The 21799-nt window shown below is 69.0% G+C and carries 18 protein-coding genes and 1 riboswitch; of the genes, 11 read left to right on the top strand and 7 right to left on the bottom strand.

The features are described 5' to 3' along the window. Positions 1–3: 3 nt before the first annotated feature. Positions 4–267 carry a hypothetical protein gene (locus ABN401_RS06840; RefSeq protein WP_349684082.1) on the top strand — a complete coding sequence of 88 codons (264 nt, stop codon included), beginning with the start codon at positions 4–6 and terminating at the stop codon, positions 265–267. Then, positions 267–818, top strand: a complete 552-nt coding sequence (locus tag ABN401_RS06835; RefSeq protein ID WP_349684081.1) for a hypothetical protein — start codon at positions 267–269, stop codon at positions 816–818. Before ABN401_RS06840 ends, ABN401_RS06835 begins: the two co-directional genes overlap by 1 nt. 173 nt (positions 819–991) lie before the next feature. On the opposite strand, the gene metB is transcribed toward ABN401_RS06835, so the two are convergent. After that, positions 992–2179 carry a cystathionine gamma-synthase gene (gene metB / locus ABN401_RS06830; protein WP_349684080.1) on the bottom strand — a complete coding sequence of 396 codons (1188 nt, stop codon included), beginning with the start codon at positions 2177–2179 and terminating at the stop codon, positions 992–994. Beyond that, entirely contained in the window at positions 2176–3252 is a 1077-nt protein-coding gene (gene metX, locus ABN401_RS06825; protein ID WP_349684079.1) for a homoserine O-succinyltransferase MetX, read from the bottom strand. Before metX ends, metB begins: the two co-directional genes overlap by 4 nt. 63 nt (positions 3253–3315) lie before the next feature. Beyond that, positions 3316–3431: riboswitch (SAM riboswitch) on the bottom strand. Positions 3432–3860: 429 nt separating this feature from the next. Between metX and ABN401_RS06820 the strand changes: the two genes are divergently transcribed. Further along, the gene (locus ABN401_RS06820) at positions 3861–5597 is read left to right on the top strand and encodes an amino acid kinase family protein (protein WP_349684078.1); all 1737 of its coding nucleotides are present in this window, start codon (positions 3861–3863) and stop codon (positions 5595–5597) included. After that, positions 5598–6530 carry a homoserine kinase gene (thrB, locus tag ABN401_RS06815; RefSeq protein ID WP_349684077.1) on the top strand — a complete coding sequence of 311 codons (933 nt, stop codon included), beginning with the start codon at positions 5598–5600 and terminating at the stop codon, positions 6528–6530. It begins immediately after the preceding gene. Between the two features lie 187 nt (positions 6531–6717). Here the strand turns inward: thrB and thrC are convergent, their stop codons facing one another. Further along, complete coding sequence (gene thrC, locus ABN401_RS06810) at positions 6718–8121, bottom strand: threonine synthase (RefSeq protein ID WP_349684076.1); 1404 nt, start codon at positions 8119–8121, stop codon at positions 6718–6720. 257 nt (positions 8122–8378) lie between these two features. Here thrC and cysD point away from each other — a divergent pair, with 257 nt between their 5' ends. Then, on the top strand, positions 8379–9293 hold the full coding sequence (gene cysD, locus ABN401_RS06805; RefSeq protein WP_349684075.1) for a sulfate adenylyltransferase subunit CysD: 915 nt from the start codon (positions 8379–8381) through the stop codon (positions 9291–9293). Next, a complete protein-coding gene (gene cysN, locus ABN401_RS06800; protein ID WP_349684074.1) occupies positions 9293–11125 on the top strand; it encodes a sulfate adenylyltransferase subunit CysN in 1833 nt (610 codons plus the stop codon). The genes cysD and cysN overlap by 1 nt, the downstream gene beginning before the upstream one ends. Before the next feature lie 8 nt (positions 11126–11133). Here the strand turns inward: cysN and putA are convergent, their stop codons facing one another. After that, entirely contained in the window at positions 11134–14271 is a 3138-nt protein-coding gene (putA, locus tag ABN401_RS06795) for a bifunctional proline dehydrogenase/L-glutamate gamma-semialdehyde dehydrogenase PutA (RefSeq protein WP_349684073.1), read from the bottom strand. Between the two features lie 376 nt (positions 14272–14647). Here putA and ABN401_RS06790 point away from each other — a divergent pair, with 376 nt between their 5' ends. Together ABN401_RS06790 and ABN401_RS06785 are read left to right on the top strand one after the other, a co-directional pair. Next, complete coding sequence (locus ABN401_RS06790; protein WP_349684072.1) at positions 14648–16486, top strand: DUF885 domain-containing protein; 1839 nt, start codon at positions 14648–14650, stop codon at positions 16484–16486. 11 nt (positions 16487–16497) lie between these two features. Then, positions 16498–18342 (top strand): M61 family metallopeptidase, encoded by a 1845-nt coding sequence (locus ABN401_RS06785; protein WP_349684071.1) that lies wholly within the window; start codon positions 16498–16500, stop codon positions 18340–18342. Positions 18343–18352: 10 nt separating this feature from the next. Here the strand turns inward: ABN401_RS06785 and ABN401_RS06780 are convergent, their stop codons facing one another. From ABN401_RS06780 to ABN401_RS06770, 3 genes are read right to left on the bottom strand one after another with little or no spacing between them, the layout of a single operon-like run. Continuing rightward, on the bottom strand, positions 18353–19258 hold the full coding sequence (locus tag ABN401_RS06780; RefSeq protein ID WP_349684070.1) for an NAD(P)/FAD-dependent oxidoreductase: 906 nt from the start codon (positions 19256–19258) through the stop codon (positions 18353–18355). Beyond that, the gene (locus ABN401_RS06775) at positions 19255–19467 is read right to left on the bottom strand and encodes a hypervirulence associated TUDOR domain-containing protein (RefSeq protein WP_349684069.1); all 213 of its coding nucleotides are present in this window, start codon (positions 19465–19467) and stop codon (positions 19255–19257) included. The genes ABN401_RS06780 and ABN401_RS06775 overlap by 4 nt, the downstream gene beginning before the upstream one ends. Beyond that, a complete protein-coding gene (locus tag ABN401_RS06770) occupies positions 19464–19598 on the bottom strand; it encodes a hypothetical protein (RefSeq protein WP_349684068.1) in 135 nt (44 codons plus the stop codon). Before ABN401_RS06770 ends, ABN401_RS06775 begins: the two co-directional genes overlap by 4 nt. 189 nt (positions 19599–19787) lie before the next feature. On the opposite strand from ABN401_RS06770, the gene ABN401_RS06765 reads away from it, so the two are divergent. The 3 genes from ABN401_RS06765 (at position 19788) to ABN401_RS06755 (ending at position 21725) form a co-directional block, all read left to right on the top strand. Then, the gene (locus ABN401_RS06765) at positions 19788–21008 is read left to right on the top strand and encodes an NADP-dependent isocitrate dehydrogenase (protein WP_349684067.1); all 1221 of its coding nucleotides are present in this window, start codon (positions 19788–19790) and stop codon (positions 21006–21008) included. A 67-nt stretch (positions 21009–21075) separates the two neighbouring features. Next, complete coding sequence (locus ABN401_RS06760; RefSeq protein ID WP_349684066.1) at positions 21076–21336, top strand: type II toxin-antitoxin system Phd/YefM family antitoxin; 261 nt, start codon at positions 21076–21078, stop codon at positions 21334–21336. Next, on the top strand, positions 21333–21725 hold the full coding sequence (locus ABN401_RS06755; RefSeq protein WP_349684065.1) for a type II toxin-antitoxin system VapC family toxin: 393 nt from the start codon (positions 21333–21335) through the stop codon (positions 21723–21725). The genes ABN401_RS06760 and ABN401_RS06755 overlap by 4 nt, the downstream gene beginning before the upstream one ends. Positions 21726–21799: the final 74 nt, after the last annotated feature.

The raw sequence follows: 21799 nt of genomic DNA, 5'->3' as shown, positions 1-21799 counted from the left end.
AGAATGAAACAGGCGACATTCAGCGAAGTGACCGAAAAGGTCCGTGAAACGGTTTTCCGTTCGCCGCTTGCTGATCGGCTCAGCGGCATTTCGGTCGACGAGAACGACGATGAACTCGGCGGTGAGTTTTTGAGGGTGGTTCTTGAGGTAAAGGGTCTGAACACTTTCAAACTGGACCAGATGACGCCGCTGGTTCAGTCGATCGAAGACGCGGTCGCGGAAATCGACGAACGGTTTGCGAGTGTCAGATTGGCCGAAGCCGCTTAATGGCGGCCCATCATGTCGAGCTTCTGGATACGGCCCGTCAATTGCTGGCTCGGCAACCTGGGCAACGCGGCCGCTTGAGCGGCGCCAGAGTTCGCCGCTCGATATCGACATCGTACTATGCGCTTTTCAGCTTCCTGATGAAGGAAGTGTCTGATCGGATTGTGGGAACGGGCGGCGCATTATCGGTGAGACGACGGATGTTCTCTCGCGTGCTGACCCATGCAGGACTTTTGTCGGCCTTGTCCAAATGCCGCGGTGGTCAGATTGAAGCGAACGTGTCTGGATTCTTTCAGCATGCAGCCGCGCCCGTCACTGTCGCTCCGCCGTTCATTCGAACGATGGCGGCCGCGTTTTCTGACTCTCAGGCGAAACGCCACGATGCCGACTACGATATGAATGCTTCGCTGAGCGAGACAGATGCCCTGGTGCTTGCGACCCGCGTGGAGCGAGCCATATCGGATTGGTCCACTGCTCGGACCGCTGCGGATCGCGATTTCAAGCACGCGCTTTGCCTATTGCTTGTCTTGAAAGGCAAGTTGCGGACCGAATAGCCGGCTCACAAATCTTCAACCCTCGTCCCGAGCCAGCACTTTGGAGTAGGTGCCAGATGAACACCAAAAGTCCATCTCTAGGAGTTATTTCCTAGATCCAATAACTTGTTGAAGACTCTAACAGTAACCTCTTACGAATTGGACTCATTGCACCCGGTCCCTCCCGAGTCCAATCAGGCCGCCGCCGCTTCCTCCAGCACCAACGCATCCAGTGCCTGAACCAGGTCGGCGATCAGGTCGTCCTCGTGCTCCAGTCCGACGGACAGACGCAGCAGCCCCTCGGTGATCCCGGCCACGGCCCGCGCTTCCGGCGTCATGGCGGCGTGGGTCATGGTCGCCGGATGGGCGATCAGGCTTTCGACCCCGCCCAGGCTCTCGGCCAGGGTGAAGGTGTCCAGCGTCTCGACCAGCTGGCGGACCGCTTCGACGCCCCCCGCCAGCTCGAAGCTGAGCATCGCCCCCGGTCCCCGCTGCTGGCGCGCCGCCAGGGCGTGTCCGGGGTGGGAGGCCAGGCCCGGATAATGCACCGCCGACACCGCCGGATGGGCCTCCAGCAAGGCCGCCACCTTGCCGGCCGTCGTCTGCTGCCGCTCGATCCGGGCGAACAGCGTCCGCACCCCGCGCAGCGTCAGATAGGCGTCGAACGGCGATCCCGTGACCCCCAGACAGTTGGCCCACCAGGCCAGCTCCGCATGGTCCGCCGGATCGGCCGCGATCACCGCGCCGCCGACGACGTCCGAATGGCCATTGATGTATTTCGTCGTCGAGTGGACCACGATGTCGGCGCCCAGTTCGATGGGCCGCTGCAGGGCGGGCGACAGGAAGGTGTTGTCGGCCACCACCTTGGCTCCGACCCGGTGCGCCCGAGCGCAGATGTCGGCGATGTCGACGACCCTCAGCAGGGGGTTCGACGGCGTCTCGACCAGCACCAGCTTGGGGTTCAGGGCCAGGGCCGCCTCCAGCGCGGCGGGATCGCCCTGATCGACCCACAGCACCTCGAAATGCCCCTTCCGGGCCCGCGCGCACAGCAGCCGATGGGTCCCGCCGTAACAGTCGTGCGGCGCGATCAGCAGGTCGCCGGGCTCCAGCAGGCTCAGCGGCAGATCGACCGCCGCCATGCCGGTCGCCGTGACGACGCAGCCCGCCCCGCCCTCCAGCTCGGCCAGGGTCTCGGCCAGGACGTCGCGGGTCGGATTGCCGGACCGGCTGTAGTCGTATTTCCGCTTCTGTTCGAAGCCGGCGAAGGAATAGTTCGACGACAGATACAGCGGCGGCATGACGGCGCCGTGGGCCGTGTCGGTGTCGACGCCCGAGCGAGCGCAGGTGGTGTGGGCGTGATGCGGGCGGCGCGCGATCGTCATTGATCGATCTCCTTCAGGGCGGCGCGGAGGATGGCGGCGACCGCCTCGTCCTCCTTCAGAAAGGCGTCGTGGCCGTACAGGGACGGGGCCTCGACGAAGCGGAACAGGGTCGGCAGCCGTGCGGCCAGTTCGCGGACGTCCTCGATCGGCACCAGCCGGTCGGAGGAAAAGCCCACCAGGGTCGTGGGCGTGCGGATCGCCTCGGGCGTCACGGCATGACGGTCGATCGAGTCCGACAGCGACAGCCAGCGCGCGGGTGTGGTGTGCGTCCGATAGGCCCGGCCCCGCGCCGTCAGATAATCACAGACCGGATAGGCCCCGCCGACGGACTTGGGCGCGGCGCTCTCGAACCGCTCGCCGAACTCCTCGGCCGTGCGATAGGTGGTCATGGCCAGTTCGCGGGCCAGGGCGACGCCATCCTCGGGGCGTCCCGCCGCCTCGGCCAGCTGCAGGATGCGCCGTTGGATGCCGCGCCAGGCGGTCGCCTGGGGGTGTGCCTGATGGGCGGCCGAGACCACGACCAGCTGTTCGACCCGCTCGGGGAACAGCTCGGCGAAGGCCAGTGCGATCATGCCGCCATAGGAGCAACCCACGAACGCCGAAACGACCGGATCGCCGATCGCGTCGAGGATCAGCCCCAGCAGCCGGGCCTGGTCGTGGGTGGTGATGGTGACCGGCCGGCCGCCGTCCGCTGCCTCGGGCGCATAGTCGAAGGCCAGGACCTGGAACCGGTTCAGGTCGATGGGGCCGCGGATCGAGACCGCACCCGACCACCAGCCGAGGCCATTGGTCTCGGTCCGGTGCACGAACCGCCCGGCCGAGATCCCACCGGCGACGACGACCAGCGGCGCGCCCTCGCGACCGTGCAGCCGCCCGACGAGGCGGCCTTGCGCCAGCCGCTCGCCGGACTGGAGCCGGAAATCGGCCGGGATCTGGACAGGCAGGTCCACGGCGACGCCGCCACGTGCGATCTTCGGCACGCGCGTCCTGGCGTCGAGCGCTGGGTGGCGACAGAGGGAATCTGGAAGGTCGGGGAGGGTCTGGATGTCGAAGGCCATGATCGTCGTCCGCATCGTCCTGCTCATGCAAGACCCCGGACGGTGACAGACCGTGGAGACGCCGCCTCATCGACGCTCCACTCATCTCTCGCGGAAGGTCGGAACCCTCCCCGCAGGAGTTGGCACCGTTCGGGCGGAACCCGATGGTTGCCCCGGCATCAAAGGGCCTATCCCTCCGCCGGTCTTGATGAGTGGAGTTACGTTGCGGTTGCGAAGACCGCCGGTCAAGAGGAAAAATTCACCTCGATGCGCCCGCCTCGCACCAAATGCGTGACCAAGGAGCCTCAGCCTGCCCCTTCGACGAAAGAAAAATGCGCAGACGGGTTGACGGGCGCATCCCGGCTCGACACCCTTGCATCGACGTTATTCACAAGGTCTCGCCCGTGTCCCGTCTCGGCCGCATCGCCGTTTCGACCTCGACCTCCGCCCTAGCGGCGCGGTCGATGACGCCTGCGACCCTTATTTCGACCACCACCGGTATGACCACCACCGGCCCCTCGCGGGCGGGGACAGGTTAGCACGCGCGGTCGAACAGACAGCCCAGCAAACCCCACCCGCCCGGCCCCGGCCCGGCGGGTTTTCTTTCGCCCGAAATCCACCCTCTCAGTTCACGGAACACTCCGATGCCCCTCTCCCAGGCCCATCTCGCCGTCGTCGAAAAACCGCTTCCGGCGCCCGCGCCGGCACCCGAGGTCGTGGTCCTCAAGTTCGGCTCCTCGATCCTCAAGGATCAGTCCTGCGCTCCTGCCGTGGCGTCGGAACTCTATGGCCACGTCCGTGCCGGGCGGAAGGTCGTTGCGGTGGTCTCCGCCCTCGGCGGCCATACCGATCGGCTGCTCGCTGATGCCCGTGAACTGGGCCTCGATCACGAGAACGACCTGCTCCCGGCCTATGTCGCCCTCGGCGAGGAAAAGGCGGCGGCTCTGGTGGCGATCGCCTGCGACCGCATCGGGCTGGACGCCTGCGCACTGTCGGTGCGCGAGCTCGGCATCGTGGCCGAGGGCCCGGTCGAGCACGCGCACCCGGTCTCGCTGCACGCCGAGGCGCTGAACCGGGCCCTGGCGTCGCATCAGGTCGTGGTGGTGCCAGGCTTCGGCGCCGTGCGCCCGAACGGCCGCGTCGTCCTGCTGGGCCGGGGCGGATCGGACCTGACGGCAGTGTTTCTGGCGGCCGAGCTGGGGCTGAAACGCGCCCGGCTGGTGAAGGACGTCGACGGACTCTACGACCGCGACCCGGCCTCCGCGTCTGGCAAGCCCCTGCGGTTTCGCCGCGCCAACTGGGACGACGCGCGCCGCCATGGCGGGGCCCTGGTCCAGCACGACGCCATTGACCTGGGACAGGAGCGGTCGGTCGAGATCGAGGTCGCCGCCTTGGGTCGGTCGGACTGCACGGTGGTGGGCGAACAGTCGGCGCCTCCGGGGCCCTCGGTGCCCGACGCCCCGCTGAAGGTCGCCATCGCCGGATGCGGCGTGGTGGGCGGGGGGCTGCTGAAACGGCTGCTGGCCGACGACCGGTTCCAGGTCGTGGGCGTCCTGGTCCGCGATCCGCAGAAGCCGCGTGACGTCGAGGCCCCCGCCGAGCTGTTCACAGCCGACCGCGAGGCCCTGCTGGCGCTCCAGCCCGACATCCTGCTGGAGGCCCTGTCCGAGGGTGGGGCGGGCCATGACCTGATCCGGGCCGCGCTGGAACGGGGCGTCGACGTCGCCAGCGCCAACAAACAGGCCATCAGCCGGGACCCGCAAGGCTTGGCCGATCTGGCCCGGGCCAAGGGGGCCCGCCTGGCCTATTCGGCGGCGGTCGGCGGCGGGGCCCCGATGATCGAGACGGTGCGCGCCGCCCGCGCCGCCGGGCCGGTCAAGGGGTTCGAGGCCATCCTGAACGGCACGGTCAACTTCATGCTCAGCCGCATCCAGGCGGGCGCCGACTTCGCCGACGCCCTGGCCGACGCGCGGGTCGCGGGCTTCGCCGAGGAGGATCCGTCGTCGGACCTGGAAGGCCGCGATTCGGCGGCCAAGGTGCGGCTGCTGGCCTTCGAGGCCTTCGGCCGCACGCCCGAGGACGAGGTGCCCTGCGCGGCCCTGTCGGAGGACTTCAACCCCTCGGGCCCCGTGCGCCAGATCGGGGCCTGTTTCCGCGAGGGCGAGGCGCTGAAGGCGTCGGTTTCGCTTGACGTCGGCCTCGACGACCCGTTCTTCCTCGCCCTGAACGGGGAGCGGAACGGCGTGAAGGTCTATGGCGAGGACGGGCGGGTCTGGTCCTGCGGCGGGCGCGGCGCGGGCCGCTGGCCGACGACCGAGAGCGTGCTGGCCGACCTGAACGACATCGTCCGGGCGCGGCACGCGTCGCTGGGGCATCACTGATTGGCCGTCTTTACTCCGGTCTCGGACGGGGAGGCCGAGGCCTTCCTGTCGGACTACGACCTCGGCGATCTCGTGGCGCTGCATCCGATCGCCGAGGGGGTGGAGAACACCAACTACCGGCTGGAGACGGTCGGGGCGCGCCATGTCCTGACGCTGTTCGAGGCGCGGACCGATGCGGGCAGCCTGCCGTTCTGCCTCGGCCTGACCGATCATCTGGCGGCGCGAGGCTATCCCGCGCCCCGGCCGGTCCGGCGGCGGGACGGGGGCTGGGTCGGGACGCTGAATGGGCGACCGGCGGCGGTGATCGAATGGCTGGGCGGGGCGTGGCTGCGCGACCCTTCCGCGTCAGAGGTCGAGGCGGCGGGGGCCATGCTGGCGCGATTGCATCTGGCGGCGGCCGATTTCCCGGTCCCACGCGAGAACCCGGTCGGCCCGGATGCGTGGCGAACGCTGGCCGATCGCTGCGCCACGGTGGCGACGGGCGAGGACCACGCCATCCTGGACGAGGTCGAAGCAATTCTGGCCCGTCTCGATCCGTGGGCGGAGGACCTGCTGACCGGCCCCATCCACGCCGACTATTTTCCCGACAACGTCCTGTTCGCGAACGGGGCAGTGTCCGGCGTGATCGACTTCTATTTCGGCTGCACAGGGGTCCTGGCCTACGACCTCGCCGTCGCGCTGAGCGCCTGGGGCTTCGACGGCGCGGGCAGGCCGATCCCCGGCGCGGTCGAGGCCTTCCGCCGGGGTTACGAAAGCGTCCGCCCTCTGACCCCCGCCGAGTCCGCCGCCCTGCCGCGCCTGGGCCAGGCCGCCGCCGTCCGGTTCACCCTGACCCGCCTGCACGACCGCATCTTCCACGACCCGACCAAGCTGGTGACACCCAAGGACCCGGCGGCGTTTCTCAGGCGCGCGGCGTGGTGGGCGGAGGCCTAGCCGTCTCCTCCCCGTCGCCGCTTGGCGATGGGGAGGGGGACCCCGAAGGGGTGGAGGGGTCGAGAGGATCGCAGCGATCCGATGAGGTGACGCGCAGGCGATGTCGCCGCGTCAAGAACCCCTCCGTCTGCTCGCAAGGGCTCGCATCCACCTCCCCATCGCTTCGCGACAGGGAGGAGACGCTGATCTAGCCCCCGAACCCCCGCACCGCCGCCAGCGCATCCCCCGCATCCGCTCCGATCACCTCGAACCGCTCCGGCCGGTCGCCGAGGGCGCGGATGACTTCCGGCGGGTCGGGGTCGAAGCCGATGACGGGGGCGACGTCCTTGCCGAACTTGGCGGGGTGGGCGGTGGCGAGGGCGACGACCGGGTTGGTGGCGCGGTCGATGCCGCGCGCGGCGGACAGGGCGACGGCGGTGTGGGGGCAGACGACCTCGCCCCAGGTGGCGTGGGCGTGGGCGATCTGATCCCGCGTGGTGGGCTCGTCGACCGAGACGGCGGAGACCTCGGCGCGCAGGGCGCTCAGCAGCTCGTCGGGCAAGACGACCCGGCCCTCGCGGGCGAAGTCGGCGAACAGGCCGCGCGTCAGGTCGGCGTCCCGGCCCGACGCCTCATAGACCAGCCGCTCGAAGTTGGACGGGGCCTGGACGTCCATGCTGACGCTGGCCGTCTCCACCGCGGCGCGGCGGGCATAGACGCCCTCGTTGATGGCGCGGGCCAGGGCATCGTTGGCGTTTACCGCCGCGACGAAGCCCCGGATCGGCAGACCCATCTTCGACGCCGCGATGCCGGCGAAGGCGTCGCCGAAATTGCCGGTGGGCACGACGAACACGGGCGGCCGGGTGTCGCCCTGCGCCGCCAGCTGCGAGACCGCCGAGAGGTAGTAGGGGATCTGTCCCGCCAGCCGGGCCCAGTTGATCGAGTTGACGCTGCTGAAGCGGCCGTGGGCGCGAAGGCTCTCGTCGGCCAGCAGGCCCTTCACCAGACGCTGGCAATCATCGAAGTCGCCCCGGACGGCGAGGTTCAGGACGTTGTCGGCGGAGGTGGTCGTCATCTGACGACGCTGGACGGGCGAGACCCGCTCGTGCGGATGCAGCACGATCAGCCGGATGCGGGGCTGGTCGGCGAAGGCGGCGACGGCGGCCGCGCCGGTGTCGCCGCTGGTGGCCGTGACCAGGGTCAGCCGCTCACCGGACGCCGCCAGCGCCTCGGCCGACAGGGCGGCGGCCAGCTGCATCGCCAGGTCCTTGAAGGCGGCGGTCGGGCCGTGGAACAGCTCCAGCAGATAGAGCCCGTCCTCGAGCCGGCGGAGCGGCGTGACCTCGGGCGGGGCGAAGCCGGCGATGAGGCGATCGAGCGCGCGGTCCAGGGCACCGTCGGGCAGGGCGTCACCGATGAAGGGGGCCATCGCCGTCCGCGCCATCCCGGCATAGGTCCGGTCAGGCGCCCAGCTCTCGGGCGACGGCGACGGCCAGGCGACCGGCATGTAGAGACCGCCGTCCGGCGCCATGCCGCGCAAAAGGGCCTCGGCGAAGTCGGTCGGAGCCGTCGCGCCGCGCGTGGAGACATAGGTTGCGGGAGGATGCTGCATCGCACCCGGACCGTAGCCAGCAGGGAGATGGGCGTCACCAAGTTTCCTTCTCCCCTTGCGGGAGAAGGTGGCCCGGAGGGCCGGATGAGGGGTACGGAGATACACATCCGCTGATCGGTCGGTCCCTCATCGGCAGAACCGAGTGTCACCCCTCATCCGTCAGCCTTCGGCTGCCACCTTCTCCCTCAAGGGGAGAAGGACGACTCGGACGGACCGAGGATGACGGGTCTGGGGTTGGGTGCTACGCCCGCGCTTGCATGATCACGTCGACCTCGCCCCGCCTGACCCATCTCCAGTCGCTGGAGGCCGAGGCCATCCACATCCTGCGCGAGGTGGTGGCCGAGGTCGAACGGCCGGTGATGCTGTATTCGATCGGCAAGGATTCGGCCGTGATGCTGCATCTGGCGAAGAAGGCCTTCTGGCCCGGGCCCCTGCCGTTTCCGCTGCTGCATGTCGACACGACCTGGAAGTTCCGGGCCATGTACGCCCTGCGCGACAAGGTCGCCGCCGCGCCTGACGTGGACCTGAAGGTCTGGATCAACGAGGACGCCCGAGCCCGCGGCATCAATCCGTTCGACCACGGCAGCCTGCACACCGATCTGTGGAAGACCGAAGGGCTGAAGCAGGCGCTGGACCATTGCGGCTATCAGGCCGCGTTCGGCGGCGCGCGGCGCGACGAGGAGAAGTCGCGGGCCAAGGAGCGGGTCTTCTCGTTCCGCGCCGCCGGCCACCGCTGGGACCCCAAGACCCAGCGACCGGAGCTGTGGAGGCTCTACAACACCCGGATCGGGGCGGGCGAGAGCATCCGCGTCTTCCCCATCTCCAACTGGACCGAGCTCGACGTCTGGCAATACATTGAGCAGGAAGGCATCGAGATCGTGCCCCTGTATTTCGCCCGGCCGAGACCGGTCGTGGAGCGCGCCGGCACCCTGCTGATGATCGACGACGACCGCATGCGGCTGTTGCCCGGCGAGGTGCCGCAGATGCGGTCGGTGCGGTTCCGGACCCTGGGCTGCTATCCCCTGTCGGGCGCGATCGAGAGCCAGGCGGCGAGCGTCGGCGACATCATCGCCGAGATGAAGGCCTCCACCACCTCCGAGCGCCAGGGCCGGATGATCGACCGCGACCAGTCCGCCTCGATGGAGAAGAAGAAGGCGGAGGGCTATTTCTGATGGTGCCTCTGGTGGACTCCACCCTGCTGCGCTTCCTGACCTGCGGGTCGGTGGACGACGGCAAATCGACCCTGATCGGGCGGCTGCTTTACGATACTCGCGCCGTGCTGGACGACCAGATGACGGCGCTGGAGGCGGATTCGGCCCGCGTCGGGACGCAAGGGTCCGAGCTTGATTTCGCCCTGCTGGTCGATGGTCTCGCCGCCGAGCGCGAGCAGGGCATCACCATCGACGTCGCCTATCGGTTCTTCGCCACCGAACGGCGCAAATTCATCGTCGCCGACACGCCGGGCCACGAGCAGTACACCCGCAACATGGTGACCGGGGCCTCGACCGCCGACGCGGCGGTGATCCTGGTCGATGCCAGGAAGGGCGTGCTGGTCCAGACCCGGCGGCACAGCTTCCTGTGCGCCCTGCTGGGCATCCGCAAGGTCGCGCTGGCCGTCAACAAGATGGACCTGCTGGGCTGGGACAAGGCCCGCTTTGAGGCCATCGCCGCCGACTTCGCCGCCTTCGCCGAGAGCATCGGCCTGACTTCGGTGACGCCGATCGCCCTGTCCGGCCTGACGGGCGAGGGTGTCGTGGCCCCGTCGCCGCTGGCGGGCCAGACCCTGCTGGACTGGCTGGAGACCGTCGAGATCGATGCCCTGGCCGACGGCGGGGCCTTCCGCATGCCGGTTCAGTGGGTCAATCGTCCGGATTCGGAGTTTCGGGGATACGCCGGCCTGATCGCGGCGGGCACGGTGCGGCCGGGGGACCGTGTGCGCGTCCTGCCGTCGGGCCGCGAGAGCCGCGTCGCGCGCATCGTGGCCATGCCGGACGACCTGACCGAGGCCCGCGCCAGACAGGCCGTCACCCTGACCCTGACCGACGAGATCGACGTGTCGCGCGGCGACGTCATCGCCTCGGCCGAGGACCCGCCCGCCGTGGCCGACCAGTTCGAGGCGACCGTCGTCTGGATGGACGAGGACGCCCTGTCGCCGGGGCGGTCCTATCTGCTGAAGACCGGGGCGCGCACGGCGACGGCCCAGGTCACGACCATCAAGCACCGGGTCAACGTCAACACCCTGGAGAAGCTGGCGGCGACGCGGCTGGAGCTGAACGACATCGCCGTCTGCAATCTGTCGCTGGATCGGGGCATCGCGTTCGAGCCCTATGAGGTGAACCGCGATCTGGGCGGCTTCATCCTGATCGACCGGATCACCAACCGGACGGTGGGGGCGGGCATGATCCGGTTCGCCCTGCGCCGGGCTGACAACATCCACTGGCAGGCCATCGACGTGGACCGCGACGCGCGGGCGGCGATGAAGGGGCAGAAGGGGCGGGTCGTCTGGCTGACCGGCCTGTCGGGGGCGGGCAAGTCGACCATCGCCAATCTGGTCGATCGGCGGCTGCACGCGATGGGGCGCCACACCTATCTGCTGGATGGCGACAACGTCCGGCACGGCCTGAGCCGCGACCTGGGCTTCACCGAAGAGGATCGGGTCGAGAACATCCGCCGCGTCGCCGAGGTGGCAAGGCTGATGGCCGACGCCGGCCTGATCGTCATCACCGCCTTCATCTCGCCCTTCCGCGCAGAGCGGCGGATGGCGCGCGAGATGATGGCCGAAGGCGAGTTCATCGAGGTGTTCGTCGATGCGCCTCTGGCCCTCGCCGAGGCGCGGGACGTGAAGGGCCTCTACGCCAAGGCGCGGGCCGGGACCCTCAAGAACTTCACCGGGATCGACAGCCCCTACGAGGCCCCCGAACAGGCCGAGATCGTCATCGACACCACGACCGTCAGCGCCGTCGAGGCGGCGGAGCGGATCGTGGCCGGGATCCTGAAGACGTAAGGTAATCCTTACAAATTCAGCAGGGCCGGATCGCCGCCCTGGGCCGAGATGTTGTTGGATATGGCCTTTTCCGACGCATAGCGGATCAGGCTCCAGGGACCGCCTGCCTTGGGACCGGTGCCCGAGAGGCCCTCGCCGCCGAAGGGCTGGACGCCCACGACCGCGCCGATGATCGAGCGGTTGATGTAGACGTTGCCGGCCGGGACCAGGCGCGCGACCTCCTCGGCGAAGGCCTCGATACGGGAGTGGACGCCCAGCGTCAGGCCGTAGCCCCGCGCGGCCAGCTTCGATGCCGTCTCCCTCAGTCTCGAAGGCTCATAACGGCAGACGTGCAGGATGGGACCGAAGACCTCCCGCTCCAGATAGTCCGGCGTCGGCACCTCGGCGATAGTGGGGGCGAACAGGTGGCCCTTGTCGGCGCCGGCAGGCAGGGCGGCGCGGGCGATGATCCTGGCGTCGCTCTCCAGGCGCTTCAGGTGGGCCTCCAGCATGGCCTTGGCGTCGGCGTCGATGACCGGGCCGATGTCGGTGGACGGATCGGACGGATCGCCGACGACCTGGGCGGCCAGAGCGCCCTTCAGGCCTTCGATCAGGGCGTCGGCGGCGTCGTGCGGGACGTAGAGCAAACGCAGCGCCGAGCACCGCTGTCCCGAGGAGCCGAAGGCCGACAGGATGACGTCGTCGATCACCTGTTCCTTGAGCGCGGTGGTGTCCACGAACATGCCGTTCAGACCGCCCGTCTCGGCGATGAAGGGGATGATCGGGCCGGGGCGGGCGGCGAGCGACCGGTTGATGGCCGTGGCCGTGTCGGTGCCGCCGGTGAAGGCGACGCCGTCGATGCGGGGGTGGGCGACCAGCTTGGCCCCCACCGTCTCGCCGCGTCCGGGCACGAGGGCCAGCAGGTCGGGATCGAGACCGGCCCTGTAGTAGAGGCGGACCGCTTCCGCCGCGATCAGGGGCGTCTGTTCGGCGGGCTTGGCCAGCACCGCGTTGCCGGCGGCCAGGGCGGCGGCGATCTGGCCGGTGAAGATGGCGAGCGGGAAGTTCCAGGGGCTGATGCAGGCGAACACGCCCCGGCCGTGCAGGACCAGCTGGTTGATCTCTCCGACCGGGCCCTTCAGCGTTTGGGGGCCGCCGAAATCGCGCTCGGCCAGCATCGCATAGTAGCGGCAGAAGTCGGCGGCCTCGCGCACCTCGGCGACGCCGTCGTTCAGCGTCTTGCCCGCCTCGCGGGAGAGCAGGGCGACGAGGCGATCCAGGTCCGCTTCCAGCGCATCGGCCATGGCGCGCAGCACCGGGCCGCGACCCGCGCCGCCCTTGCGATCCCAGGCCACCTGGGCGCGGGCGGCGGCGTCGATCGCGGCGTCGAGGTCGGCTGCGGTCGTCTCGAAGACGTGGCCGAGGACCCGGCTCGTGTCGAAGGGATTGGTCACGGCCTGGGGGTTCGTTCCCGCCCGCAGCTTGCCGCCGATGAGGGGGCCGCTGGTCAGCTTCTCGGCATCGACACGGGCCAGGGCGGCCGCATGGCGCTCGCGGTCGGCCTTCTGGGAATAGTCGCGGCCGAGCGAGTTCTGGCGATCCATGTAGATGTCCTTGGGCGTGGGGATCTTGGCGTGGCGGTCGGGGTGGGCCTCGACGCTGGCGATGGGGTCGGCGGCGACGGCGGAAGCCGGCACCCGCTCGTCCAGCAGGGCGTGGACGAAGGAGGAGTTGGCGCCGTTTTCCAGCAGGCGACGCACCAGATAGGGCAGCAGATCCTCATGCCCGCCGACGGGAGCATAGGCCCGCACGGTGACCTCGCCGAAGGTCTCCTTGGCCGCGTCATAGAGCGCCTCGCCCATGCCGTGCAGGCGTTGGAACTCGATCTTCACCGCCTTGTCGCGCGCCATGCGGTGGACGGCGGCCAGTGAATGGGCGTTGTGGGTGGCGAACTGGGAATAGAGGTGCGGCGCGGCCTCGATCATGGCCCGCGCGCAGACGAGGTAGTTCAGGTCCGTCGCCGCCTTGGTCGTGAAGACGGGGTAGTCTGTGCGGCCGAAGACCTGGGCGCGCTTGATCTCGGTGTCCCAATAGGCGCCCTTGACCAGTCGGACCATCAGGCGGCGACCCGACGTGCGGGCCAGCTCGGCGACGCGGGCGATGACCTCCGGTCCGCGCTTCTGATAGGCCTGAACGGCGAGGCCGAGGCCCTGCCAGTCGCCCAGCGACGGCTCGTGCGCCAGCCGGTCGAGCAGCTTGAGCGACAGAGCCAGCCGGTCGGCCTCTTCCGCGTCCATGGTGAAGTTGATGTCGGCGTCGGCCGCGATCTTCGCCAGCCGCAGGACGCGCGGATAGAGCTCGGTCCAGACGCGGGCTTCGTGGGTGGCCTCATAGCGGGGCGACAGGGCCGACAGCTTGACCGAGACGCCGTGGCCGCTCTCGGGGCCCTGACCCCCCGCCGTCTTGCCGACGGCGGTGATGGCGTCGGCGTAGATCTTTTCATAGCGGACGGCGTCGGCCTCGGTGCGGGCCCCTTCGCCCAGCATGTCGAAGGAGCAGAGCCAGCCCTCGCGGTTCGCGCGCTTCAGGGCCGCCTCGATGGTGCGTCCGACGACGAACTGTTCGCCCATGATCTTGACCGCCGTGGCGACGGCCTGGCGGATGACGGGCTCGCCCAGACGGCCGGCGATGCGCTTCAGGAAGCCGGGCAGGTCGGACTTGGCCTCGTCGTCGGCGTCGACCAGCTTGCCCGTCAGCATCAGGCCCCAGGTGGAGGCGTTGACGAACAGGCTGTCAGACTGACCCAGGTGACTGGCCCAGTCGGCCGAGCCGATCTTTTCGGCGATCAGGCGATCGCGGGTATCCTCGTCCGGCGTCCGCAGAAGGGCCTCGGCCAGGCACATCAGGGCCAGGCCCTCGCGGGTGCCCAGGGAAAACTCCTGCAGGAAGCTCTCGACCACGCCCTGCTTCTTCTGGCTGGCGCGGGCGTGCTCGACCAGGGCGACCGCCTCGGCCACGACGGCGGGGCGGGCGGCGGCGTCGAGCGGGGCGGCGGCCAGCAGGGAACGGACCACCGTCGGCTCGTCGGCGAACTTGCCGTGATCGAGCGTCTCCCAATCCTGGGTCAGGCTGGAGGACGCGAGCGGCAACGAGACAGGGGCGTTCATGGGGCGTCTCTTAGGCCTGGCTTCGTCGGGACGAAAGATGGTGCGAACCGTCTGAATAGTGCGAAATCCGGATGGGTTGATCAGTGGCGCGAGGGTGTTGAGCCACTGTAGGGGCGGGTTGCGTCAGGATCGGTCGCAGGCAGCACGCGCGGGCGGAGTTTCTCCCTGCCCGGAACGGGGAGGGTGGTCGGAACGAAGTGGAGACCGGGTGGGGTCGGCCGGGTGGGCCAGGCGCGGGCATCGGCTTGTATTGCCTTGCCGCCCCCACCCCCTCGCTGCGCGAGGACCCTCCCCCGCAGGGGGAGGGAGAGGCGTGGTCTTGCCCCGGCTCCGAACTTGATGGCCAATGCGCCGAATCTGATTTTGGAGTCCCGTCATGATCGATCGTCGCCGCCTGATGTTCACCGCCGCCGCCGGAGCCGGGCTGATGGCGTCCGGCCAGACCCTGGCCGCGCCGCAGGGTGCCACGCCGACGGCCGCGGGCGCGGCGCTGCGGGCGGTGATGGACAAGGTCGTGCAGCAGACCCTGATGACCTCGCCCGAGACCCTGACCCAGCTGGGCTTCGACCGGGGCGCGAACGCGGCGATGAAGGCGCGGCTGGACGATCGGTCCCAGGCCAAGGTCCTGGCCGACCGCGACATCTTCCGAAGCCAGATGGCCGAGCTGAAGGCCGTGGATCGCGCCGGGCTGAGCGCGGACGAGGCCGTCTGGTACGATTCGCTGGAGTATTTCGGCGACACCGCCATCGCGGGCTATGCCTTTCCCTACGGTGGCAACGGCTTCGGGCCCGCGCCCTATACGATCAGCCAGCTGACCGGCTCGTACCAGTCGATCCCCGACTTCCTGGACAGCGTCCATTCCATCGACACGGCCGAGGACGCCGAGGCCTATCTGAGCCGGGTGTCCGCCTTCGCCACGGCGCTGGATCAGGAAACCGGGCGGATGCTTCTGGACTTCGAGGCCGGGGCCGTGCCGCCGGACTTCGTCATCGCCAGGACCCTGGCCCAGATGGACGGTCTGATGGCCGGCGGGGCCACGGGCACGACGCTGGTCCAGTCCGTCGCGCGGCGGACGGCCGAGAAGTCGCTCGCCGGCGAATGGGGCAGCCGGGCCGAGGCCATCGTCAATGACGCGGTCTTCCCCGCGCTGAGCCGTCAGGCCGAGGCGCTGCGGGCGCGGCAGGCCGGGGCGACCCACGACGCGGGCGTGTGGCGGCTGCCGGACGGCGAAGCCTTCTATCGCTTCGGCATCCAGAGCTACACCACCACCAATCTGTCGGGCGACGAGATCCACGAGATCGGGCTGGCGCAGCTGGCCGAGCTGTCGGCGCGGGCCGATGTGCTGCTGAGGGCGCAGGGCCTGACGCAAGGGTCGGTCGGGGCCCGCATCGCGGCGCTGGGGGACGATCCGCGATACCTCTATCCCAACACGGACGAGGCCAAGGAACAGCTGCTGGCCGATCTGAACGCCCAGATGGCGGACATGGCGCGTCGCCTGCCCGAATATTTCGGGCGGATCCCGCAGGCCGGCGTCGAGATCCGGCGGGTGCCGGTGGCGATCGAGGCGGGGGCCCCGGGCGGCTACTACAACAGCCCGTCGCTGGATGGGTCGCGGCCGGGGGCCTATTACATCAATCTGCGGGACACGGCGGAGTGGCCCAAGTTCCAGCTGCCGACCCTGACCTATCACGAGGCGGCGCCCGGTCATCACCATCAGATCGCCCTGTCGCAGGAACGGCCGGACGTGCCGCTGTTGATGAAGGTGCTGGGCTTCTCGGCCTATTCCGAGGGTTGGGCCCTGTATGCCGAGCAGCTGGCCGACGAGATGGGGGTCTATGAGAACGACCCGGTCGGTCAGATCGGCTATCTGCAGTCGCTGATGTTCCGGGCCACGCGCCTGGTGGTCGACAGCGGCATGCACGCCAAGCGCTGGAGCCGCGAGGAGGCGATCCGCTTCATGGTCGACGCCCTGGGCGACGCCGAGAGCGCGGTCACGACCGAGATCGAACGCTATTGCGTCTGGCCCGGCCAGGCCTGCTCCTACAAGCTGGGTCACACCAAATGGGCTGAGCTGCGAACCAACGCCCAGACGGCGCTGGGCGACCGGTTCGACATCCGCGCCTTCCACGATGCGGGCATGAACACCGGCGGGGTGCCTCTGACCGTGCTGGAGCGGGTGATGACGGAATGGACCGCGGCGCAGGTGGCGGCGTGAGGGGGGGCGGTGTGAGGCGGAACCGGAGCGCGACGCTGGCTCTGGCCGCGTCGGTTCTGGCGCTGTCGGCGGGGCTGGCCCAGGCCCAGACGGCGGCCCCGGTCGAGTACGACCTGCGTTTCGACGACGCGGTGCATCACGAGGCGCGGATCACCGTGACCTGGCGCGACGTGGGGACCGAGCCGCTGCGGGTGCGGATGTCGCGGTCCTCGCCCGGCCGCTATGCGATCCACGAATTCGCCAAGAACGTCTATTCGGTCTCGGCGGTCGACGGGGCGGGCCGGGCGCTGACGATCGGGCGGACCGATCCCTATGGCTGGACCATCCCCGGGCACGACGGGACGGTCAGCGTGACCTACACCCTGTTCGGCGATCGGGCCGACGGCACCTATGCCCAGATCGACGCGACCCACGCCCATCTGAACATCCCCGCGTCGCTGATGTGGGCCGAAGGGCAGGAGGCGCGGCCCGCCACGGTGCGGTTCCGGCCTGTGGCCCCGGACTGGCGGGTGGCGACCCAGTTGCGGCCGACCGAGGACCCCTATGTCTTCACCGCGCCGAACCTGCAGTATCTGATGGACAGCCCGACCGAGGTCAGCGCCCACGCCGTGCGCGAATGGACCGTCGATGACGCGGGCACGCCGCGCACCATCCGGCTGGCGGTGCATCACGCGGGCACCGACGCCGAGCTGGACCGGTTCGCCGCCAGCGCGCGCAAGGTGGTGGATCAGCAGATCGCGGTGTTCGGCGACGTGCCGGACTTCGACTTCGGGACCTATACCTTCATCGCGGACTACCTGCCCTATGTCTCAGGCGACGGCATGGAGCACCGGAACTCGACCATCCTGACCGACACCCGGTCCTTCGCCCAGGCGGATTTCGACCAGCTGGGCACGCTGAGCCACGAGTTCATCCACGCCTGGAACGTGGAGCGGATCCGGCCGGCGGAGCTGGAGCCGTTCGACTTCACGGACGCCAATCCGACGCCGTCGCTCTGGTTCGCGGAAGGGTTCACCAGCTACTACGGGCCGCTGACGATCCGGCGGGCGGGCGAGCAGTCGGTCGACGGGTTCCTGGCGGACCTGGGCGGCACGCTGGGCTTCATCGTCAACAACCCGGGCCGGGCCTATGGCTCGCCGCAGGAGATGAGCCTGCGCGCGCCGTTCGTGGATGCGGCGACGGCGATCGATCCGACCAACCCGACCATCTTCACCTCCTACTACCCCTATGGCCAGATCATCGCCCTGGCCCTGGACCTGACGCTGCGCCAGCGGTTCCCGGGCGTGACCCTGGACGACTACATGCGCCGGATGTGGCGGGTTCACGGGGTGACGGAACAGCCGTTCACGCCCGACGACCTGGTCGAGGCCCTGGCGGTGACCACGGGCGACCGGGCCTTCGCCGAGGACTTCTTCGCCCGGCACGTCGAGGCCAGCGAACTGCCGGACTTCGGACCCCTGCTGGGACAGGCGGGTCTGGTGCTGAGACCCGCGCGGCCGGAGGCGGCCTGGATCGGGGGGCCGCCCATCCGCGCCACAGGGACGGCGCTGATGGTCACGAACGTGCCCGCCCGGGGCTCGCCCGTGTTCGAGGCGGGGCTGAGCCGGGGCGACGAGATCGTCTCGGTCGACGGCGTCGAGATGAACGCCGACGCCGACTGGGCGGCCGTGGTGGCGGCGCGCAAACCCGGCGATACGGTGGAGATCGCCTACCGTCAGCGGGGCGCGGACAAGACCACCCGCCTGACCTTCGCGGCGGACCCGGCGATCGAGGTGGTGCGGGTCGAGACGGCGGGGGGCTCGGTGACCGAGGCCCAGTCGGCGTTCCGCGAGGCGTGGCTGGGGCCGGCGAGCTAAGGGGGCAGACCTAGAGCGTCAGGCCGTCCGCGCGCCTTAGGGCGTTGTGCATGTCGGTGGCGGCGACTGCGGATTCGGCCGTCGCCACGGCGATCTGGTTCAGGCCGCGCACCACGTCGCCCGCGGCCCACAGGCCCGGCACGCTGGTTCGCTGGTGCAGGTCGACCTGCAGCCGGCCGTCGTCGGCCAGACGGGCGTCCAGCGCCTGGGCCAACTCGGCGTTGGGCGAGGTGCCGAGCGCGGAGTAGACGAGGTCGAAGGCGCGGTCCTCGCCATTCCAGCACAGGGCTATGACGCGGTCGTTCTCGATGTGGACCGTCTGGATCGGGGTCTCGACCACGTCGATGCCCAGCTCGGCCAGGGCCGCGCGCTCGGTCAGGTCGCCCGGCGGGCCGACGTGGATCAGGGTGACCCGGTCGGAATAGGTCCGCAGGAAGGCCGCTTCGTGCGCCCCCTTGTCGGAATGGCCGATGACGGCGACAGCCTTGTCGGTGGCCTCGTAGCCGTCGCAGATCGGGCAGATGCGGACCAGCGCCCGCTCCACGGCGCGTTCCACGCCCGGCAGGTTCGGGTGATGGTCGACGACGCCGGTGGCCAGGAGGACGGCCCGGGCGGTGACCGTTCCTCCGTCGGCGAGGGTGGCGGTGAAGCCCTCGCCGTGTCTGGCCAGCGCCTGGACCGCGCCGGGCCGGATCGTCGCGCCATATTCCAGCGCCTGTTCACGCATGCGGCTCAGGATGTGATCGCCGGTGATGCCTTCCGGAAAGCCCGGCATATTGTGGCTGACGGGGATCCAGCTCGCGCGCGGCGCGCCGGCGTCGGCGACCAGGACCGACCGGCGGAAGCGGGCCAGATAGGTGGCGGCCGCCAGGCCCGCAGGGCCCGCTCCGACGATCAGCGCATCGACGGTGGTCACGCCTTCTTCAGCTCCGACGGCTTGTGCGCGGCCCGCGCCCCGGTCTTGCCGCTCTCGACCAGATACTCCGGATTGTCCCTGGACGCAGCGACCTTGTGGCTTTTGGTCGTCGTCGGGCGGGTCAGCTTCCTGACCACCTTGCCGGTGGTCGTGCCCTGGCTGTGGTCCCATTTGACCGTGTCGCCGGCCTTGAAGGTCTTGTCCGTCATCCGCCTGTCTCCGGGGGTTGGGCCTCCGCATCAGCGAGCACGCGGCGCATCAGTTCCGGATCGATCAGGATGGGCATCTCGCAGAAACGCAGGATCCAGCGGCGGACCAGCGCGTCGGTATCGTCAGTCATTCGGCTCAGTCTCTTGGGCGGCAGCCCTTCCGGGTCGCTGAACCCGTCGGCCGCGTCGGGGTTCAGCTTGGCCGCAGGCGGCTTTTTTCGGGCAGGGTGAACGCGCCGCCCGCGACCCTTTGCCTCTCGCCGCCGCGCTCGCTATACCCCCGCCACCCCCGAGAAACCGCTGAACAGGACGAGTGCCGCATGGCCAAGATCAAGGTCGCCAATCCCATCGTGGACATCGACGGCGACGAGATGACCCGCATCATCTGGCAGTGGATCAAGGACAAGCTGGTCTTTCCGTTCCTGGACGTCGAGCTGGACTACTACGACCTGGGCATGGAGCACCGCGACGCGACCGACGACCAGGTCACGATCGACGCCGCCCACGCCATCCAGAAGCACGGCGTCGGCGTGAAGTGCGCCACCATCACCCCCGACGAGGCGCGGGTCGCCGAGTTCGGCCTCAAGAAGATGTGGAAGTCGCCGAACGGCACGATCCGCAACATCCTGGGCGGGGTCGTCTTCCGCGAGCCGATCATCTGCCGCAACGTTCCGCGCCTGGTGCCCGGCTGGACCCAGCCGATCGTCGTCGGCCGTCACGCCTTCGGCGACCAGTACAAGGCCACCGACTTCCTGTTCCCGGGCAAGGGCACCCTGTCGATCAAGTTCGTCGGCGAGGACGGCGCGGTGATCGAGCACGAGGTCTACAAGGCCCCCGGCGCCGGCGTCGCCATGGGCATGTACAATCTGGACGATTCGATCCGCGACTTCGCCCACGCCTCGTTCAGCTATGGCCTGAACCGCGGCTACCCGGTCTATCTGTCGACCAAGAACACCATCCTGAAAGCCTATGACGGCCGCTTCAAGGACATCTTCCAGGAGGTGTTCGACGCCGAATACGCTGAGCGGTTCAAGGCCGCCGGCCTGACCTATGAGCACCGGCTGATCGACGACATGGTGGCCGCGGCCATCAAGTGGTCGGGCGGCTTCGTCTGGGCGTGCAAGAACTACGACGGCGACGTCCAGTCCGACGTGGTGGCGCAGGGCTTCGGCTCTCTGGGCCTGATGACCTCGGTCCTGATGACGCCGGACGGCAAGGTGATGGAGACCGAGGCCGCCCACGGCACCGTGACCCGCCACTATCGCCAGCACCAGAAGGGCGAGGCCACCTCGACCAATTCGATCGCCTCGATCTTCGCCTGGACCTCGGGCTTCAAGCATCGGGCCAAGCTGGACGGCAACGCCGAACTGATGACCTTCGCCGAGACGCTGGAGCGGGTCGTGGTCGAGACCGTCGAGGCCGGCTACATGACCAAGGACCTGGCCCTGCTGGTCGGCGACCAGCAGTCCTGGCTGACCACCGAGGGCTTCCTCGACAAGGTCGCCGAGAACCTGAAGGCCGAATTGCCCGACGTCGGATGACGGCAGGGCGCGTTGAAATCGGTGCCTGATCGGCCTACCTTGACCAAGTCTGGTCAAGGAGGCCGTGATGCCGACTTACAACGTGCTGGAAGCCAAGACGCAGCTGTCCAAGCTGCTGGACGCCGTCGAGAACGGTGTGGACGTCGTCATCGCCCGCAACGGAAAGCCGAGCGCTCGTCTGGTGCCTGTCGATCAAGTGCCGCGTGAAGCCTTCAAGATCGGCCTGGCGAAGGGCAGGCTCCAGATTCCCGAGGATTTCGACGCTTTGGACGCCGAAGTGCTGAAAGGCATGGACGAGGCGGAAGCCGAATGGCGAGAGCTTGAGTGAGGCTACTGGTTGATACTCACCTGCTGCTTTGGTCCCTCGTCGACGATCCGCGCCTGTCTCAGCGTGCCCGCGCGATGATTGCCGACCCCGAGAACACCGTCGTCGCCAGTCAGGTCGTGCTGTGGGAAACAGCCGTCAAAAGGGCGCTGAAGCGATACGCGGCCGATTTTCCATTCACTCCGGAAAGAGTTCGCGAGGAGCTGACACTCGCCGGCGCCGAGTGGCTGGCGCTCGACGATCAGCATCTCTTCACCCTGGCGGGCCTGCCTCCGCTCCACCGCGACCCCTTCGACCGCCTGCTGGTCGCCCAGGCGCTGAGCGAGCCCATGCGCTTGGTGACCCATGATCGCCAGATCGCCGCCTACAGCGACACGGTCATCCTGGTTTAGGCTCTTCGCGCGCTTCTTTCGTGGACCCTCGGCCCGGCCCATGCATTGATGCGGTTCGCACCGGAGGAGGGGAG

This window comes from Brevundimonas aurifodinae, from assembly GCF_040195595.1.
In the GTDB taxonomy this organism is placed as follows: Bacteria; Pseudomonadota; Alphaproteobacteria; order Caulobacterales; family Caulobacteraceae; genus Brevundimonas; species Brevundimonas aurifodinae.
Note: the sequence above shows the minus strand (reverse complement) of the source record. Positions and strands in the feature narration are given on the sequence as shown.

Excerpts from the sequence above, each read along its gene's own strand:
- thrC (WP_349684076.1), bottom strand. The coding sequence starts at position 8,121 with ATGCAGCATCCTCCCGCAACCTATGTCTCCACGCGCGGCGCGACGGCT.
- ABN401_RS06790 (WP_349684072.1), top strand. The coding sequence starts at position 14,648 with ATGATCGATCGTCGCCGCCTGATGTTCACCGCCGCCGCCGGAGCCGGG.
- cysD (WP_349684075.1), top strand. The coding sequence starts at position 8,379 with ATGATCACGTCGACCTCGCCCCGCCTGACCCATCTCCAGTCGCTGGAG.
- cysN (WP_349684074.1), top strand. The coding sequence starts at position 9,293 with ATGGTGCCTCTGGTGGACTCCACCCTGCTGCGCTTCCTGACCTGCGGG.
- ABN401_RS06770 (WP_349684068.1), bottom strand. The coding sequence starts at position 19,598 with ATGACTGACGATACCGACGCGCTGGTCCGCCGCTGGATCCTGCGTTTC.
- ABN401_RS06775 (WP_349684069.1), bottom strand. The coding sequence starts at position 19,467 with ATGACGGACAAGACCTTCAAGGCCGGCGACACGGTCAAATGGGACCAC.
- metB (WP_349684080.1), bottom strand. The coding sequence starts at position 2,179 with ATGACGATCGCGCGCCGCCCGCATCACGCCCACACCACCTGCGCTCGC.
- ABN401_RS06820 (WP_349684078.1), top strand. The coding sequence starts at position 3,861 with ATGCCCCTCTCCCAGGCCCATCTCGCCGTCGTCGAAAAACCGCTTCCG.
- ABN401_RS06835 (WP_349684081.1), top strand. The coding sequence starts at position 267 with ATGGCGGCCCATCATGTCGAGCTTCTGGATACGGCCCGTCAATTGCTG.
- ABN401_RS06760 (WP_349684066.1), top strand. The coding sequence starts at position 21,076 with ATGCCGACTTACAACGTGCTGGAAGCCAAGACGCAGCTGTCCAAGCTG.
- metX (WP_349684079.1), bottom strand. The coding sequence starts at position 3,252 with ATGCGGACGACGATCATGGCCTTCGACATCCAGACCCTCCCCGACCTT.
- putA (WP_349684073.1), bottom strand. The coding sequence starts at position 14,271 with ATGAACGCCCCTGTCTCGTTGCCGCTCGCGTCCTCCAGCCTGACCCAG.
- ABN401_RS06840 (WP_349684082.1), top strand. The coding sequence starts at position 4 with ATGAAACAGGCGACATTCAGCGAAGTGACCGAAAAGGTCCGTGAAACG.
- ABN401_RS06765 (WP_349684067.1), top strand. The coding sequence starts at position 19,788 with ATGGCCAAGATCAAGGTCGCCAATCCCATCGTGGACATCGACGGCGAC.